The following is a 16,796-nucleotide window of genomic DNA, read 5'->3' on the forward strand; positions in this document are numbered from 1 at the left end:
GTGGCGTGACACTAAAACGGTTACTACCTCAGGTCAAGAGGGTGTCCAGCGGATGACCTCGCGCTACTTTTGCCGGATTTGTTAGCTGTTTTGCGATTGGAATACGCTTTCCTGCTCGTGATGTGGACCACTTGCGCCCGTGCCTTCGGGCGGCTTACGGTGCTGATTCAGTAATCGTTTACTACCGCCGAACCCGGGGGAACCATGTCCGACCGACCCGCCGTCGTGCTCGCCCTACCGCCGCGGCTCACCGACGACCTGCTGCCGGCCGACCTCTGGGCCCGACTGCGCGCGGCGGCCGACGTCGACCCCACGGTCAACCTCCAGGTCTCCCCCGACCCCGCCGCGCTCGCCCGGGCCGAGGTCCTGCTCACCGGCTGGGGCAGCCCGGTGCTGGACGCGGAGTTCCTGGCCCGCGCGCCGGCACTGCGGGCCGTGGTGCACGCCGCCGGCTCGGTCAAGGGGCACGTCACCCCCGCCGTGTACGCCGCCGGGATCGCCGTCACCTCCGCCGCCGACGCGAACGCCCGACCGGTCGCCGAGTACACCCTGGCGGCCCTGATCCTGTCCGCGAAGCGGGCCTTCGGGGCGTCGCACGCCCTGCGGACCAGCCACGACGGGCACCGGCACGCGCCCGGCGCGGCCAGCGGGCTGACCGGCGGGGTCGTGGGGGTGGTGGGGGCGTCCCGGATCGGGCGGCTCGTGATCGACATGCTCGCCGACTACGACGTGGAGGTGCTGGTCGCCGATCCGTACGCGGATCCGGCGGAGTTCGGGGGTGTCCGGGGCGCGGCGGGCGGCGCGGGCGTCCCTGGCGTGGCCGGCACCGGGGGCGCGACGCGGGACACCTCGGGGTGCGGTTGTGGCTGCCGGTGCGGCGGACCGGGCGGAACCAGGCCCGCGGGGCGGGGCCGGGCGACCCTCGTGGACCTGGACACGCTGTGCCGGCGGGCCGACATCGTCACCGTGCACGCGCCGGACCTGCCCGAGACCCGGCACCTGCTCGACGCGCGCCGGCTCGGCCTGCTCCGGGACGGGGCCGTCGTGATCAACACGGCGCGCGGGGCGCTCGTCGACACCGCCGCGCTGACCCGGGAGTGCGCGGTCGGGCGGCTGGACGCGGTCCTCGACGTGACCGATCCCGAGCCGCTGCCCTTGGACCATCCGCTGCTGAGGCTGCCGAATGTGCTGGTCACACCCCATATCGCGGGGGTACGCGGACGGGAACTGCGACTGCTCGGCGGGTACGCGGTGGCGGAGATCGAGCGGTTCGCGGCGGGGCTGCCGCTGCGGGGGGCAGTGCGGTTCGGGGATCTGGCGCGGATCGCCTGAGTCACCAAGCACAGCGCCACGGCCAGGCCCGGCGCCACGTATTGGCCCGTCCTGCACCACGGCCCTGCCCGGCACCGGGGATCGGCACCTGCCAGGCGCTGCTGTCGCGTGGGGTGGCGGGCCGGCCCCGGCGCCGGGGGCCGGGAGCTGTCCACACTGGCCCTGGGCGTGGGTCGTGTCGTACCCCGGCGCTATCGTGCCGGGCATGTCTTCACGCCCAGACCTGCCGGCCCTGCTCGCCGGCTCCGGAAACAGCACCCACGACGGCGTCACCCTCACCCTGCGCGCCGAGCCCGTCGGAGAGCTGGTGATGCCCTCCGGCGAACTGGTCGCCGGCGACCCGTTCATGCTGGACTACGCCGACGGATTCACCGTGACCGTCCCACCGGGCAGCTACCCGGTCCGGGCGACCGTCGCCGACCTGGTGAACCAGCGCGGCCCACAGTCCCGGACCGCGGCACTGTGCCTCCTGGTCCGCGCGGAGGAGGTCACCTCCTGGGAACCGGCGACCTGGGCCGACGACACCGACCCCGACTCCGACGGGGCCGGCAGTTTCCTGGTCGACGCCGGCTCCGGCTGCCTGCTGGACCGGGTCGCGGCCGAGCACTACCTCGACGTGGGGTACGACGCCTTCGACGAGGTGCTGTCCAACCCTCGGCAGGAACCCGTGCCGGGGCTGGTGGTCACGCCGATCGAGCCGGAGTCGGGCGCCAACCTGGTCGCCGTCGAGTCGGGCTGGGGCGACGGCCGGTACCGGACCTGGATCGGGCGGACGGCGGCCGGCGAGGTCGCGGCGTTCGTCACGGACTTCGGAATCTGGCCGGTGCCGGACCGGAACTGAGCCACCGGCCCGGCCGCCCGGCCAGGTTGGGAAGCCGCCCGGCAAGATTGGGAAGCCGCCCGGCCAGGTAGGGAAACTGCCGGCCCGGCCACCGGGGCCAGGTGGGAAAGCTGTCAGCCTGGCCCGCCACGGCCTGCTCTCGGGCTGGACCTCACGGTGCGAACGGCCGGGCAGTCGAGCTGCCGCCGGATCCCTGGCGCGCCATGCGCCGACCCGTGACCAGTAGGTCGACGAGACTCACCGCGACGATGACGGCGACCGCGGACTTGGCGGTGCGGTCCGCCGCGGGACTCTGGTAGACCGGCCCGGCGAACAGCACCGCGGTCAGTACGGCGCAGAAGCAGAGGCCCAGGACGACCTCGACCTTGCGGGTCGCGGGGCGCCACCTGCCATGGATGGTGACCACGAGGTGGTGCGCGAGGCTGGCGACGATCAGTGCCAGTACGAGCGGGCCGGGGAAGCGGGCGAAGTCAGGGTCGAAGGTGAGGGCCCGCACGGCCTCCGGCGCGGCCCTGCCACCGGTCAGCTTCTCCAGCAGCCAGGCCGCGTTGACCAGCACGACCGTGCCGGCGACGAAGAAGACGAAGGCGGCGATCCGCCCGGGCCGGCTGACGGTGCCGGTGGCCGACGCGCGGGGCCGCCACAGGAAACGCTCGGGCCACCGGCGGCGCGTCCAGCCGGCGATGCCGAAGGCCGCCACGAGGAAGCCGGGCCACCAGAGCGCCTGGATCCCGTACGCCTGGTACCAGTGCACCGGGTCGTCCGCGGCGGCCGCCCCGAACAGCCAGACCACCAGGACGCCGATGACGCTCAGCCGCACGAAGCGGCGCGTGTCGCCCTGGTCGATGACGGTCAGCGGCTGCCCGTACCGCGCGGCCACCTCGGCGGGGCGGCCGAAGGCCCGCAGCCTGGCCAACGGGTCGTCGCTGCCGGCCAGTTCCTCGCGGAGCAGCGCCCCGAGTTCCAGCGCCACGTCCGCGCGCTGCCCGCGGGGCAGCAACCTCGCCACGTCGGCGACATACGCGTCGACTAGTTCCTCGGTGGTCAGCATCTACTCGTCACCTTCCATGAGCCGGTCCATAGCCTCGTTCAGCCCGCGCCACGAGCCCCGCAGCCGCGCGTACAGCTCCGTGCCCTCGGGGCTCCGTTGGTAGTAGCGCCGAGGCTGCCCGTCGGTGCGCCACTGGCTGCTCAGCACTCCCTGGCTCTCCAGCCGGCGCAGCAGCGGGTAGAGCGTGCCCTCCTCGATCGGGAATCCCTTGCCGGCCAGCGTCTGCCGCAGTTCGTAGCCGTAGCGGAACTCGCCCAGCTGCGAGAGCACCGCCAACACGACCACACCGCGGCGTAGCTCCAGTTCCAGCTTGTCGCTAACCATGCACCGCACAGTACTGTGTGCCGCACAGTCCTGTCCACCACGGGATTGTTTCCACGCTCCCCGAAGACGACAGGGCGGGGTGCGGGCGCGACTGGGCGAACCGGGCCGCAGGTAGGCGGGCCGCAGGAAGCCAGGCTGTGGGTAGGCGGCCCGTGGGTAGGAAGGTCGTGGGTAGGCGGGTCGCCGGTAGCCAGGCTGTGGGTAGGCGGGCCGGCGGGCCGTGGGCGGCCGGGCGCGGACGGTGTGGCTAGGGCGACGATGCCGCCCCGGGAGCGCGGCGACCACCGGACCGCCGTGTCGTCAGCGGTGGGCGGCGGCGCTCAGCCAGGCCCGAGTCGCCATGCCCACAAGCCCAGGACGCCGCGCACGCAAGGGGCGGCGCGCACACAAGGCCAGGACGGCACACACGCAAGGCCAGGGTGCAGCGCACGCAAGGCCAGGACGCCGCACAAGCAAGGCCGAGGTGCCGCGCCCACAAGTCCCGGACCCCGTGCCCGCAAGGCCGGAGCAGCACACCCGTACCCCCAATGACGGGGTTTCAGGGTTGGTGGGTGCTGGCCCGGACGATCAGCTCGGCCGGGACGCCCACCGTGCTCGCCGCACCGCCCTCCGCGAGCGCCAACTCCAGCGCCCGGGCACCCATCTCCGCCAGCGGCAGCCGGACCGTGGTCAGCGCCGGGAACAGGTCCCGCACCACGGGCACGTCGTCGAAGCCGGCGACCGCCACGTCCTCGGGGATCCGCAGCCCGCGTTCGCGCAGTCCGGCGCAGAACCCGGTCGCCATCACGTCGGAGGTGACGAACGCGGCCGTGGTGTCGGCCGGGATCTCCAACGCGGCCCGGTACCCGCCGTCGCGGCTGAACTCGGCCCGCACCAGGGTGCTCTCCGGGTGCCCGAGTCCCTCGCGGAAGCCGTCGATCCGGTCCCGGACGGTGCGCAGCCGGTCCGGGCCGGCGACGATCGCCACCCGGTCGTGGCCGCGCAGGAAGGTGCCGAGGGCGAGCGCGCCGCCCCGGTTGTCGGGCACCACGGTGTCGCCCGGCAGGCCCGGCTGGCCGACGCACACCATCCGGCCGCCGGCCGCGACGAACTGGCCGATCGCGTCGGCGAGCCGTTTCTCGGCGGCCCGGTCGGTGGTGCGGCTGCCGACCAGGATCGCGGCGCGGGCCCGCTCGCCGCGCAGCGCCGCCAGGTGGGTGACGGCCGCGTCCGGGTCCGCGCCGGTGCTGCCGATCACGACCCGCAGGTTGTGCGGCTCGGCGGCGGACAGCACCCCGGAGGCGATGCCCGAGAAGTACGGGTCGGCGATGTCGTGCAGGAGCAACCCCACCAGCGCGGTACTGCGCCGGGCCAGCGCCTGGGCCTGCGCGTTCGCCGAGTAGTGCAGCGACCGGGCGGCACTGAGCACCCGGGCGTGCAGCTCGGGCGAGACCTTGCGGTCGGAGCCGTTGAGCACCCGGGACGCCGTGGCCAACGAGACGCCCGCGGCGCTCGCGACGTCGTGCAGAGTGGGCTGGCGGGTCACCGGGCTACGTTAGCCTGTGCCGATGATCAACCTCCTGGGCTTGTCCACCCTCGGTTGTCCGGGGCTTCCGCTGGCCGACGTCGCGGCGCTGGCCCGCCGGTACGGGATCGGGGCCGTCGAGCTGCGGTGCGCGCCGTCGGAGCCCGTGCACACCGGCATCCCGGCGGCGGACCGCGCGGCGGCGCTGGCGGACCTCGACGGGCTGGCGGTGACGGGGCTGGCGACGTACATCCGGCTGTCCGACGGCATCGACGGGCTGGCGGAGCACGTCCAGCTGGCCCGGGACCTCGGGGCGCCCACGCTGCGGCTGTTCCCGGGGTCGGGGCCGGTCGGGCCGATCGTGGAGCGGCTCGGGGCGGCGGTCGGACTGGCCGCCGGATCCGGGGTGCGGCTGCTGGTGGAGACGCACGACGAGTACCTGACCGGGGCGTCGCTCGCGCCGGTGCTCGCGGCGGTGCCCGGGGTCGGCGCGATCTGGGACGCGCTGCACACCTGGCGGGCCGGGGAGTCCCCCGCCGAGGCGGCCGCCGCGCTGGCGCCGTGGCTGGCGGAGGTGCAGCTCAAGGACGCGGCCTCGCCGACCGAGCGCCGGCCGCTGGTGCCCGGGACCGGGGCGGTGCCGCTGGTGGAGACGCTCGCGGCGGCCCGGGCGGTCGGGTACTCGGGCGTGGTCGTCCTGGAACACGAGACGCCGTGGTACCCGGACGCGGAGCCGTTCGAGGCGGCGGTGGCGGGGTTCGTGGACCTGGTGCGCGCCGCCGGCTGAGCCCGCCCCTTGCCGTTCGTTCGGAAAGCGCTTACCGTCATCTTGGAAAGCGCTTACCGAAGGGACGGGCATGGAACGCAGGTCGATCGGCATCGTGATGAACGGCGTCACCGGCCGGATGGGGTACCGCCAGCACCTCGTCCGGTCGATCCTCGCCATCCGGGAGGCCGGCGGACTCCCCGCCGCCGACGGCAGCCGGATCTGGCCCGAGCCGATCCTCGTCGGGCGCAACGGGGCCAAACTCGCGGAGCTGGCGGCGCGGCACGGGCTGACGGAGTACACCACCGACCTCGACGCGGCCCTCGCCCGCGACGACGTGGAGATCTACTTCGACGCCCAGGTCACGCCGCTGCGCGAGGACGCCATCCGACGCGCCCTCGCCGCCGGCAGGCACGTGTACACCGAGAAGCCGCTCGCCGGGACCGTGGCCGCGAGCCTCGACCTGGCCCGGGCAGCAGCGCACGTCAAGACGGGGGTCGTGCAGGACAAGCTGTTCCTGCCGGGACTGCGCAAACTCCAGCGGCTGGTCGACGGGGACTTCTTCGGCCGGATCCTCAGCGTGCGCGGCGAGTTCGGCTACTGGGTGTTCGAGGGCGACTGGCAGCCCGCCCAGCGGCCCAGCTGGAACTACCGGGCCGAGGACGGCGGCGGGATCGTCGTGGACATGTTCCCGCACTGGCACTACGTGCTGGAGCAGCTGTTCGCCCCGGTCCGGGCCGTCACCGCGCACATCAGCACGCACATCCCGGAACGGGTCGACGACAACGGCCCGTACAAGGCCACCGCCGACGACGCGGCCTACGGCATCTTCGAGCTCGACGGCGGGATCGTCGCCCAGATCAACTCCTCGTGGACGACCCGGGTGTTCCGCGACGAACTGGTGGAGTTCCAGGTGGACGGCACGCACGGCAGCGCCGTCGCCGGCCTGCGCGGCTGCCGGATCCAGTCCCGCGCGGGCACGCCGAAGCCGGTGTGGAACCCGGACCTGCCGGTCACGGAGAGCTTCCGGGACCAGTGGCAGACCGTGCCCGACAACGAGGAGTTCGACAACGGGTTCAAGGTGCAGTGGGAGCACTTCCTCCGGCACGTCGTCGAGGACACCCCGTTCCCGTGGGACTTCATGGCCGGAGTGCGCGGGGTGCAGCTCGCCGAGCTGGGGCTGCGGTCGGCGCGCGAGGGCCGCCGGGTCGAGATCCCGGAGCTGTCGTGACGCCCCGCACCACCGCCGGGGGCACCGGCCTGCGGGCCCCGTCGACGGGCGGCCTCTTCCCGCTCACCGGTTCCGTCGAGTGGCCACACCGCGAACCCTCGACGACACGTGAGGTGTACGCCGCCGCGCACGTCGTCGCCGACCCCGCCGCCGAGAACGTCCCCGGCACGCCCGCCGTCCTCGACTGGGACGCCACCCTGGAATTCCGCCACCACCTGTGGTCCTACGGGTTCGGGGTCGCCGAGGCCATGGACACCGCCCAGCGCGGCATGGGCCTGGACTACCCCGCGACCAGGGAACTCGTCCGGCGCGCCGCCGCCGAGGCCCGCGCGGTCGGCGGCCGGATCGTCGCGGGGGTGGCGACCGACCAGCTGGCGGTGTCCCCCGAGGCACTCCGGGAGGCCAACGACCGGCTCGGCGGGACGGTCCCGGGCCGCCGGGTGGGGACCGACCGCCGGACCGGCCCCGGCGCCCGGGTGCTCGGGGTCGCGCACCTCGACCTGATCGGCCGGGCCTACGCCGAGCAGCTCGCCGACGTGCAGGACGCCGGGGCCACCCCGGTCCTGATGTGCAGCCGGCACCTGGCGGCCGTCGCGCGCGGCCCGGAGGACTACCTGGCCGTGTACTCCGACCTGCTCCGCCAGGCCTCCGGCCCCGTGGTGCTGCACTGGCTCGGGGACATGTTCGACCCCGCCCTCGCCGGGTACTGGGGCTCGGCGGACCTCGACGCGGCCACCGAGACGGTGCTCGCCCTGATCCGCGGGTACCCGGACAAGGTCGACGGCGTCAAGGTGTCCCTGCTCGACGCGGACCGCGAGGTCGCCCTGCGCCGCGCGCTCCCCGCCGGCGTCCGGCTGTACACCGGGGACGACTTCCACTACCCGGAGCTGATCCGGGGCGACGGGCACGGGCACTCCGACGCACTGCTCGGCGTCTTCGCGACGATCGCCCCGGCGGCGGCGTCGGCCCTGGCGGCGCTCGACGCCGGGGACACGGCGGAGTACGACCGGATCCTCGCGCCGACCGTGCCCCTCGCCCGGCACCTGTTCGGCCCGCCCACGTACTTCTACAAGACCGGCATCGTGTTCCTCGCCTGGCTCGCCGGGCACCAGTCGCACTTCACGATGGTCGGCGGCCTCCAGTCGGGCCGGTCGGCGGCGCACCTGGCGGAGCTGGTCGGGCTGGCCGACGCGGCGGGGCTGCTGCCGGACCCGGAGCTGGCCGAGCGCCGGGCCCGGGCGTTCTTCGAGGTGCACGGGTGGACCACGTGACCGGCCTCGAACGGTTCTCCCTCAACTCGGCCACCACCAAGCACTGGCCCCTGCCGGAGCTCGTCGCCGGCTGCGTCGAGGCCGGCGTGGGCCTGGTCGGGCTGTGGCGGGAGAACCTCGACGCCCTGGGCCCGGACCGGACCGCCGCCCTGGTCCGCGACGCCGGCCTGCGGGTGACGAGCCTGTGCCGGGGCGGCTTCTTCACGTCCCCGGACTGGTTCGACGACAACCGGCGCGCGATCGACGAGGCCGCCACGCTCGGCGCGCCCGAACTCGTCCTGGTCAGCGGCGGCCTGCCCCCGGGCTCGCGGGACCTCGACGGGGCCCGGGAGCAGATCGCCGCCGCGATCGGCACGCTCGTCCCGCACGCGCTCGCCGCCGGGGTCCGGCTCGCGATCGAGCCGCTGCACCCGATGTTCGCGTCCGACCGGTGTGCCGTGTCCACCCTGGGCCAGGCCCTGGACCTCGCCGAGCGGTACCCGGTGGCGGCGGTCGGGGTGGTCGTGGACACGTACCACGTGTGGTGGGATCCGGACGTGTGGCGGCAGATCGCGCGGGCCGGGGAGCGGATCGCCTGCTTCCAGCTCGCCGACTGGATCACCCCGCTGCCGGCGGGCGTCCTGCTGGGCCGGGGGCTGCCCGGCGAGGGCTGTGTCGAGCTGGGCCGGTTCGCGGCGGCCGTCGACGCGGCCGGCTACACCGGGCCCGTGGAGGTGGAGGTCTTCCACGAGGCCGTCTGGAACCGCCCGGGCCGGGAGGTGCTGGCGGACGCGGTCCGCGGGTACCGGGCCGCGCTGGGAGCCTCCGTGCACTGACCGACCTGTTCCGTTCCCACCCCTCGGGAGTCGACATGAGACGCAGGATAGGTACCACCCTCGCCCTGGTTCTGGCCGCCACGCTGCTGCCCTCCCCCGCGTCGGCGTCCCCGGACACCGACGCGATGCGGACCCGCTGGACGTTCCTGGCGACCGGCGGGAACGCCCCCGCCAGTGCCGCCCGGACGGCCGCCGTCGCCGCGCTCGACGTCGAGGCCCAGGGCTACCTGGACACCCTCGACCTCGGCGCGGCCACCCCGTGGCCCGACCTGGCCGGTACGGCGACCGCCGACATGACGGGCACGGCGCGCCGGGCGTGGACCATCGCCTGCGACTACGCGACCCCGGGCGCGCGGCACCACGGCGACCCGGCCGTCCGGGACCAGGTGAACGCGACCGTGCGGTGGCTGCTGGACAACCGGTACAACCCGGCGCGGACCGAGGGGTTCAACTGGTGGGACTGGGAGATCGGGACGCCGAACCTGCTCCTGGACACCCTGCTGCTCACCGACGCCACGGGTGCCCTGCGGACCGACGGGCTGGCGGCGGTGGCGCACTTCGTGCCCGACCCGACGAAGCGCACGCTCAACGGGGTGGTGGAGACGGGCGCGAACCGGGTCGACAAGGCGTACGTGACGGTCCGCCGGGGCGTGCTCGCCGGCGACGGGGCGACGATCGCGCGGGGCCGCGACGCGCTGACCGCCGTGTTCGACCCGGTGACCGCCGGGGACGGGTTCTACGCGGACGGCTCGTTCGTGCAGCACGGCTACTTCGCGTACACGGGCTCCTACGGGCTCGTGCTGCTCGGCGGGATCGCGCGGGCGCTGTACCTGCTGGACGGCTCCCCGTGGGCCGTCACCGCGCCGGGCCGGGCGAACGTGGCCCGGTGGATCTTCGACGCCTACGAGCCGGTGGTGTTCCGGGGCCAGGTGTTCGCGGACGTGCGCGGCCGGGCGATCGCGCGGTCGTACCGCAGCGACGACCACGACGCGGGCGCGGACCTGGCGGCGGCGGTCGCGCTGGTGGCCCCGACGACGGGGGCGGCCGACCGGGCCCGGATGGCCGGCATGGTCGCCGAGTGGCTGGCGGCGGACACCCTCGGCGGCGGCCTGAAGGCCCGGATGACGGTGCCGGAGGTGGTGTGGGCGGAGGCGCTGGTCGCGGGGGCGGTCCGGCGCGGGGACCTGGCGGCGCTGAAGGTGTACGGCTCGATGGACCGGCTGGCCTACCACCGGCCCGGGTACGCGTGGACCGTGTCCGCCCGCAGCAGCCGGATCGGCGCGTACGAGGCGGGCAACGGGGAGAACCTGCGCGGCTGGTACACCGGGGACGGCATGACGGCGCTGTACAACGGGGACCTGGCCCAGTTCTCGGACGGCTACTGGCCGACGGTCGACCCGTACCGACTGCCCGGCACGACCACGGCGACGAGGGCGACGTACCCGCGCAGCGACACCGACCGCGCGTTCGCCGGCTACCGGCAGCCCGACCCGTGGGTGGGCGGCGCCGCGCTGGACGCCACGGCGGGCGCGTACGGGATGCGGTTCTCCTCGGAGAAGGACCCGGCGGCGGCCACGGGCAACACGCTGACCGGCCGCAAGTCCTGGTTCATGGTCGGTGACGTCCTGGTGGCGCTGGGTTCCGACATCTCCGCGACGAACGTGGCCGCGCAGACGACCGTGGAGAACCGCAAGGTCCCGGCGGCCGGCGCGACGGTCACCGTGGACGGCGTGGCCCGCACCTCGAAGGGCTGGTCGCAGGACCTGATCGGCGCGCGCTGGGCGCACGTCGACGGGGTCGGCGGCTACGTCTTCCCGGCCGGCGGCACCCTGAAGGGGCTGGGCGAGACCCGGACCGGGGACTGGGCGGACATCGGGGCGGGCGCGCCGGAGAGCGTGACCCGGGAGTACGCGACGCTGTGGTTCGAGCACGGGACCAACCCGACGGCGCAGAAGTACGCCTATGTCCAGTTGCCGAACGCCTCCGTCGCCGCGACGGCCGCGTTCGCCGCGCGGCCCACGGTGGCGGTGGGCGACAACTCCCCGACCGTGCAGTCGGTGACCGGCGGCGGGGTGACGGCGGCGAACTTCTGGTCCTGCGCCTCGACCCTCGGCCAGCTCCGGGCGCACGGGCCGGCGTCGGTGGTGACCCGCACGGCCGGCTCCGCGGTGTCGGTGGCCGTCGGCGACCCGACCCAGAAGCAGGACTCCGTGCTCGTGGAACTCGCGCGCGCCGGCACGGTGACCAGCAAGGATCCCCGGATCGCCGTCCTGTCCACCAGCCCGACCATCAAGCTCCAGGTCAGCACCCGGGGGCTGGCGGGCGCGGCGGTGCGCGCGTCGTTCACGGTCGACGGGACCACGCCCGCGCTGTCCACGTCGTGCGCCCTGGCGCCGACCGCCGACGCCTACGTCCGGGGCGGGAGCTACGCCACCCAGAACCTCAACGGCCAGGGGCTCGTGGTCAAGCAGGCCCCCGGGGCCTACGACCGGGTGGGCTACCTGAGCTTCGACGTGCCGGCCGGCCGCACCGCCGCCACGCTCTGGGTGCACGGCCAGGTCGCCGACTCCGGCGGCACGAGCACCACGGTCACCGCCCACGGGGTCGCGGGCACCTGGTCGGAGACCGCCGTCACGTACGACACCCGGCCGGCGACCGGGGCGGTGGCGGGCTCGGGGACGGTGGCCGGCACCGGCTGGTACCCGATCGACGTCTCTTCGTGGGTACTGGGCCGGAGCGGCCGGATCTCGGTGGCCCTGCACGGGTCGGCGCTCGCCGTGGTCCTCGCCGACCGGGAGTCCGCGACCGGCCTGTCCCCGTACCTCGCCGTGTCCTGAGGCCTTCTCCTCCGGTGCGCTTTCGGCACACAACGGACGAGGTCAGAGCGCCTGGACGGTCCACAGCGGACCGTCCGGGCGACTGAGCACGCTGGGAGAAGCCTCCCGGGGTTACCGCTGATATTCCTTAGCTCTGCCGCCTCTCCGCCCATGGAGGTGGCTTGACTGGACAAGGCTGGTAATCACATATATGTACACCGACGGTGGCAGTGGCACGACCGGGGGGTGCGCACGTGGCGAACACGGCTGACGACTCCTTTCCGCTGACAGAGATCCAGTACGCCTACTGGGTCGGCCGGGGCCCGAACTTCGTCCTCGGCAACGTCGCCCCGCACGCCTACTTCGAACTCGACGGCAAACGCCTCGACCCCGACCTGCTGACCGACGCGTGGCGGCGGCTCGTCCAACGGCACGACATGCTCCGCGCGGTGGTCGGCGACGACGGCCGCCAGCGGGTCCTCGCCGACGTGCCGCCGTACGAGATCGCGTGCGTGGACCTGCGCGACGCCGAACCGTCCGAGGTGGACGACGCGCTCGCCGGGATCCGCGCGGAGCTGTCGCACCACGTGTACCCGGCGACGACCTGGCCGCTGTTCGGGCTCCGGCTGACCCGGCTGCCCGACCACGACCGGCTGCACATCAGCCTCGACCTGCTGATGGTGGACCTGGCGAGCGTCGCGGTGCTGTTCCACGAGTGGGCGCTGCTCTGCCAGCACCCGGAGACCGTGCTGCCCCCGATCGACACGTCGTTCCGGGAGTACGTGGAGGCGCTGGAGGAGGCGCACACCGGCCCGCGCTACCTGAAGGCCCTGGAGTACTGGCAGGGCCGCGCCGACACCCTCGCCCCGCCGCCCGACCTGCCGCTGGCCCGCTCCCCCGCGAGCGTGCGCAAACCCGTGTTCACCCACCGGGAGTACCGGTTGCGGCCCGACCTGTGGCAGGTGTTCGCCGACCGGGCCCGGGACCGGGGGCTGACCCCGACGGCCGTGCTGGCCACCGCGTTCGGCGAGGTGCTGGCCACGTGGAGCGGCACGGAGCGCTTCACCCTGAACCTGACCCTGTTCAACCGGCTGCCGCTGGTGCTCACCGACGACGGGAACGGCCACAGGATGGCGCACCCGCACCTGCGGAGCGTCGTCGGCGACTTCACCTCCATCTGCCTGCTGGAGCTCGACACCGGCGGCGGGGTCGGGTTCGCGGACAAGGTCGGCCGGACCCAGCGGCAGTTGCAGCAGGACCTGCGGCACCGGTACGCCAGCGCGCTGCACACCCTGCGCGAGCGCCGCCGGCGCGGGTTGCAGACCGGCTTCGAGACCGTCCCCGTCGTGTTCACCAGCGGGCTGGGCACGGTCGCGGACCTCAGCGGGCCCCGGGAGTACTTCGGCGACATCGGGTACCGGGTCAGCCAGACCCCCCAGGTGTGGCTCGACCACCAGGTGGTGGACGTGACCGGCACCCTGGAGCTGTCCTGGGACGCGATCGAGGAGCTGTTCCCGGCCGGGATGCTCGACGACATGTTCGGCGCGTACACGGCGCTGGTCGAGCGGCTGGCCACCGACGCCGACGCCTGGGACACCGACGTCGTGCTGCCGCTGCCGGCGGAGCAGGAGACGGCGCGCCGGCTCGCCAACGACACGGCGGGTCCGCTGCCGGCCGGCCTGCTGCACGAACCGTTCCTGGCCCAGGTCCCGCTCCGGCCCGACCAGCCGGCGGTGATCAGCGCGGCGGGCACGCTCACGTACGCCGAGCTGGCGGAGCGCTCCGGTGCCCTCGCCGGCGCCCTGGGGGCCACGGGGACCGACGCGCTGGTGGGCGTGGTCGCCGACAAGGGCGCGGACCAGGTGGTGGCCGCCTACGGCATCCTGCGGGCCGGCGGCGCGTACCTGCCGGTGGCCGCGAACCTGCCGACCCTGCGCCAGCGGCAGCTCCTCACCGACGGGCGGGCCGCCGCGATCGTGTCGGGGGCGACCGCCCGGCCGCAGCGCTGGCCCGACGGGGTGCGGCGCCTGGACCTGGCCGCGCTGCCACCCGGAGCCCCGGTCGCCGACGCCGGCCCCGCGCGACCGGACGACCTCGCCTACGTGATCTACACGTCCGGCTCCACCGGTACCCCCAAAGGTGTGATGATCGAGCACCGCTCGGCGCTGAACACCGTCGTGGACATCAACGACCGCTACCGGGTCACGCCCGAGGACCGGGTCTTCGGCCTGGCCGAGCTCGGCTTCGACCTGTCGGTGTACGACCTGTTCGGCACCCTGGCGGCCGGCGCGACCCTGGTGCTGCCCGACGGGGACAAGCTCAACGACCCCGCGCACTGGGCGAAGCTGATGACGGAGCACCGGGTCAGCGTGTGGAACTCGGTACCGGCCCAGATGCTGATGCTCGTCGAACACCTGGAGGCCGGCGCGGAGGTGCCGCCGGCCCTGCGGGTGGTCATGCTCAGCGGCGACTGGATCCCGGTGGACCTGCCCGACCGGATCGCCGACCTGTGGCCCGACGCGACGGTGTACAGCCTGGGCGGGGCGACGGAGGCCTCGATCTGGTCGATCGCGCACCCGGCCGCCGAGGTGGACCCGGACGCGCCGAGCGTCCCGTACGGCACGCCGCTGCGCAACCAGCGGTTCCACGTCCTCGACGCGCGGCTGCGGCCGAGCCCGGTGTGGGTGACCGGCGAGCTGTACATCGAGGGCGACGGGCTGGCCCGGGGCTACTGGGGCGACCCGGACAAGACGGCGGCGAGCTTCCCGACCCATCCGGTGACCGGCGCGCGGCTGTACCGGACGGGCGACTACGGCCGGTACCTGCCCGACGGCACGCTCCAGTTCCTCGGCCGCCGCGACGGCCAGATCAAGATCAACGGGTACCGGGTGGAGCTCGGCGAGGTCGAGGCCGTCCTCCGCCAGCACCCCGGCGTCGAACAGTCCGTGGCGGTGGCGGTCACCGGCGACGGCCCGGCCCGCCTGGTGGGCTACGTCGTGCCGACCGACCCGCCGGACCCGACCCTGTTCGGCACGGAGACCGCCGACCGGGCGGGCAACGACGCGCTGTGGCGGCGGCTCACCGGGGTCGCGGCCAGCGCCCCGGAGGAGGACACCGCCGTGCTGCTCGACGCGTGGCGCCGGCTCGACGACGTGCACGCGGCGGCCGTCGGCACGGCGTTCCGCGCCCTGGGCATGCCGCACCTGCCCGGCAGGGTGTTCGACCCCCGGCACATCGCGCGGGGCGCGGGCGTCGCGGGCCGCTACGACCGCTGGCTGGGCCGGGCGACGGCCGTGCTCACCGCCCGGGGCTTCCTGCGGCCCGCCCCGGACGGGGTGGTGGTCGCCCGCGAACTGCCGGCGGCGATCCCCGACCCCGTGGCCCGGTCCGTGCGGGCCGGCCTGGGGACGCTGGGCGTGCCCGACGACCTGACCGACTGGCTGCTGTCCCTCGCCGGGAACGTGGCCGGGGTGCTCCGCGAGGACCTGCACTCCGCGCAGCTGTACACCAACGACCGCACCACCGAGGTGTACGCCCGGCTGTTCGACCCCACCTACCGGATCGCGGCGGCGGCGGTCGCCGAGCTGGTCGCGCACCGGCCCGCCGACCGGCCGCTGCGGATCCTGGAGGTCGGCGCGGGCTACGGCTCGCTGACCGGCCACCTGCTGCCGCTGCTGCCCCCGGACACCACCGAGTACGTGTTCACCGACATCTCGACGTACTTCCTCGGCGCGGCCCGCACCCGGTTCGCCGCGCACCCGTTCGTCCGCTACGAGCTGTACGACCTGGACCGCACCCCGGGCGCGCAGGGCTTCGACGGCCGGGAGTTCGACCTGGTCGTCGCCGCGAGCGTGCTGCACGACGCGAAGGACGTCGACCGCACCCTGCGGAAGCTGTCCGGCGTGCTCGCCCCCGACGCGGTGCTGCTCCTGGTCGAGCAGACCACGTTCCACCCCTGGTTCGACCTGACCATGGGCCTGCAACAGGGCTTCGACGGGTACGAGGACACCACGCTGCGCGGCGCGCACCCGCTCCTGGACCGCCGCCAGTGGGGCACGGCCCTGACCACGGCCGGCTACACCGCCCCCACGGTGCTGTCCACCGGCGGCCCGGCGGCCGTGGGCTTCGACGTGATCGTGGCCCGGGGGCCGGCCGAACGGTGCCGGTTCGAGCCCGAGGCGCTGCGGGCGTTCGTCGGCGAACGGCTGCCGAAGCACATGGTGCCCTCGCGGATCCACACCCTCGACGCGGTACCGCTCAGCGACACCGGCAAGGTCGACCGCCGGGCGCTCGCCCAGGCGGGGGCCCGCACGGCCGCCCGGGGCCGGCCCGCGAAACCGCCCACGACGGAACGCCAGCACGCGCTGGTCGACATCTGGCGGGAGACCCTGGGCCTGGCGGAGCTCGATCTGGCCGACGACTTCCTGGAGGCCGGCGGCGACTCGTTGCAGGCGGCCCGGCTGGTCGCGGCGATCGGGACCCGGTTCGGGGTGGCCGTGCCCGTCGCGGTGATCCTGGAGTACCCGACCGTCGAGGCCCTCGACGGCTACCTCACCGACCTGATCGGCCCGTCCGGAACCGGGGAGACGTCATGACCGAGCAGGCGATCCGGGACTGGCTGGTCGGCTTCGTCGCCGAACTGCTGGCCATCGAGCCGGCCGAGGTGGACCCGGCCGCGACCATGGAGGCGCTGGGGGTGGACTCGGCGACCACCCTGGTCCTGGCCAGCGACCTGGGCGAGCTGCTCGGGCGGACGATCCCGCCCACGGAGCTGCTCGACCACCCGACCCTCGCGGCGCTGGCCGGGCACCTGGCCCGCCAGCCGAGCGCGGTGTAGGGGGCCGG

At 74.4% G+C, this 16,796-nt stretch carries 12 protein-coding genes; 9 read left to right on the forward strand and 3 right to left on the reverse strand.

What is annotated here, in order from left to right; translation table 11 throughout:
• The first annotated feature begins 204 nt into the window (after positions 1–204).
• A complete protein-coding gene (locus AB0M43_RS03470; RefSeq protein WP_363720737.1) occupies positions 205–1,332 on the forward strand; it encodes a hydroxyacid dehydrogenase in 1,128 nt (375 codons plus the stop codon).
• A gap of 205 nt (positions 1,333–1,537) precedes the next feature.
• Positions 1,538–2,173 (forward strand): DUF4241 domain-containing protein, encoded by a 636-nt coding sequence (locus tag AB0M43_RS03475; protein WP_363720738.1) that lies wholly within the window; start codon positions 1,538–1,540, stop codon positions 2,171–2,173.
• 151 nt (positions 2,174–2,324) lie between these two features.
• On the opposite strand, the gene AB0M43_RS03480 is transcribed toward AB0M43_RS03475, so the two are convergent.
• From AB0M43_RS03480 to AB0M43_RS03490, 3 genes are all read right to left on the reverse strand, one after another.
• The gene (locus tag AB0M43_RS03480) at positions 2,325–3,224 is read right to left on the reverse strand and encodes a hypothetical protein (protein ID WP_363720739.1); all 900 of its coding nucleotides are present in this window, start codon (positions 3,222–3,224) and stop codon (positions 2,325–2,327) included.
• Positions 3,225–3,548: a PadR family transcriptional regulator gene (locus AB0M43_RS03485; RefSeq protein WP_363720740.1), complete on the reverse strand. Its 324-nt coding sequence runs from the start codon at positions 3,546–3,548 to the stop codon at positions 3,225–3,227.
• A gap of 538 nt (positions 3,549–4,086) precedes the next feature.
• Entirely contained in the window at positions 4,087–5,073 is a 987-nt protein-coding gene (locus AB0M43_RS03490) for a LacI family DNA-binding transcriptional regulator (protein ID WP_363720741.1), read from the reverse strand.
• A gap of 22 nt (positions 5,074–5,095) precedes the next feature.
• Between AB0M43_RS03490 and AB0M43_RS03495 the strand changes: the two genes are divergently transcribed.
• From AB0M43_RS03495 to AB0M43_RS03525, 7 genes are all read left to right on the forward strand, one after another.
• Positions 5,096–5,839: a TIM barrel protein gene (locus AB0M43_RS03495; protein WP_363720742.1), complete on the forward strand. Its 744-nt coding sequence runs from the start codon at positions 5,096–5,098 to the stop codon at positions 5,837–5,839.
• Positions 5,840–5,909: 70 nt separating this feature from the next.
• A complete protein-coding gene (locus AB0M43_RS03500; protein ID WP_363720743.1) occupies positions 5,910–7,049 on the forward strand; it encodes a Gfo/Idh/MocA family oxidoreductase in 1,140 nt (379 codons plus the stop codon).
• 113 nt (positions 7,050–7,162) lie between these two features.
• Positions 7,163–8,320 carry a dihydrodipicolinate synthase family protein gene (locus tag AB0M43_RS03505; RefSeq protein WP_363720956.1) on the forward strand — a complete coding sequence of 386 codons (1,158 nt, stop codon included), beginning with the start codon at positions 7,163–7,165 and terminating at the stop codon, positions 8,318–8,320.
• Entirely contained in the window at positions 8,308–9,135 is an 828-nt protein-coding gene (locus AB0M43_RS03510; RefSeq protein WP_363720744.1) for a sugar phosphate isomerase/epimerase family protein, read from the forward strand. The genes AB0M43_RS03505 and AB0M43_RS03510 overlap by 13 nt, the downstream gene beginning before the upstream one ends.
• Before the next feature lie 35 nt (positions 9,136–9,170).
• Positions 9,171–11,972, forward strand: coding sequence for a polysaccharide lyase family 8 super-sandwich domain-containing protein (locus AB0M43_RS03515; protein ID WP_363720745.1), 2,802 nt, complete (start codon positions 9,171–9,173; stop codon positions 11,970–11,972).
• Between the two features lie 233 nt (positions 11,973–12,205).
• Entirely contained in the window at positions 12,206–16,546 is a 4,341-nt protein-coding gene (locus AB0M43_RS03520; protein ID WP_363720746.1) for an amino acid adenylation domain-containing protein, read from the forward strand.
• A complete protein-coding gene (locus tag AB0M43_RS03525) occupies positions 16,543–16,788 on the forward strand; it encodes an acyl carrier protein (RefSeq protein WP_363720747.1) in 246 nt (81 codons plus the stop codon). The genes AB0M43_RS03520 and AB0M43_RS03525 overlap by 4 nt, the downstream gene beginning before the upstream one ends.
• Positions 16,789–16,796 lie beyond the last annotated feature (8 nt).

This window comes from Longispora sp. NPDC051575 (assembly GCF_040681875.1).
Lineage (GTDB): Bacteria > Actinomycetota > Actinomycetes > Mycobacteriales > Micromonosporaceae > Longispora.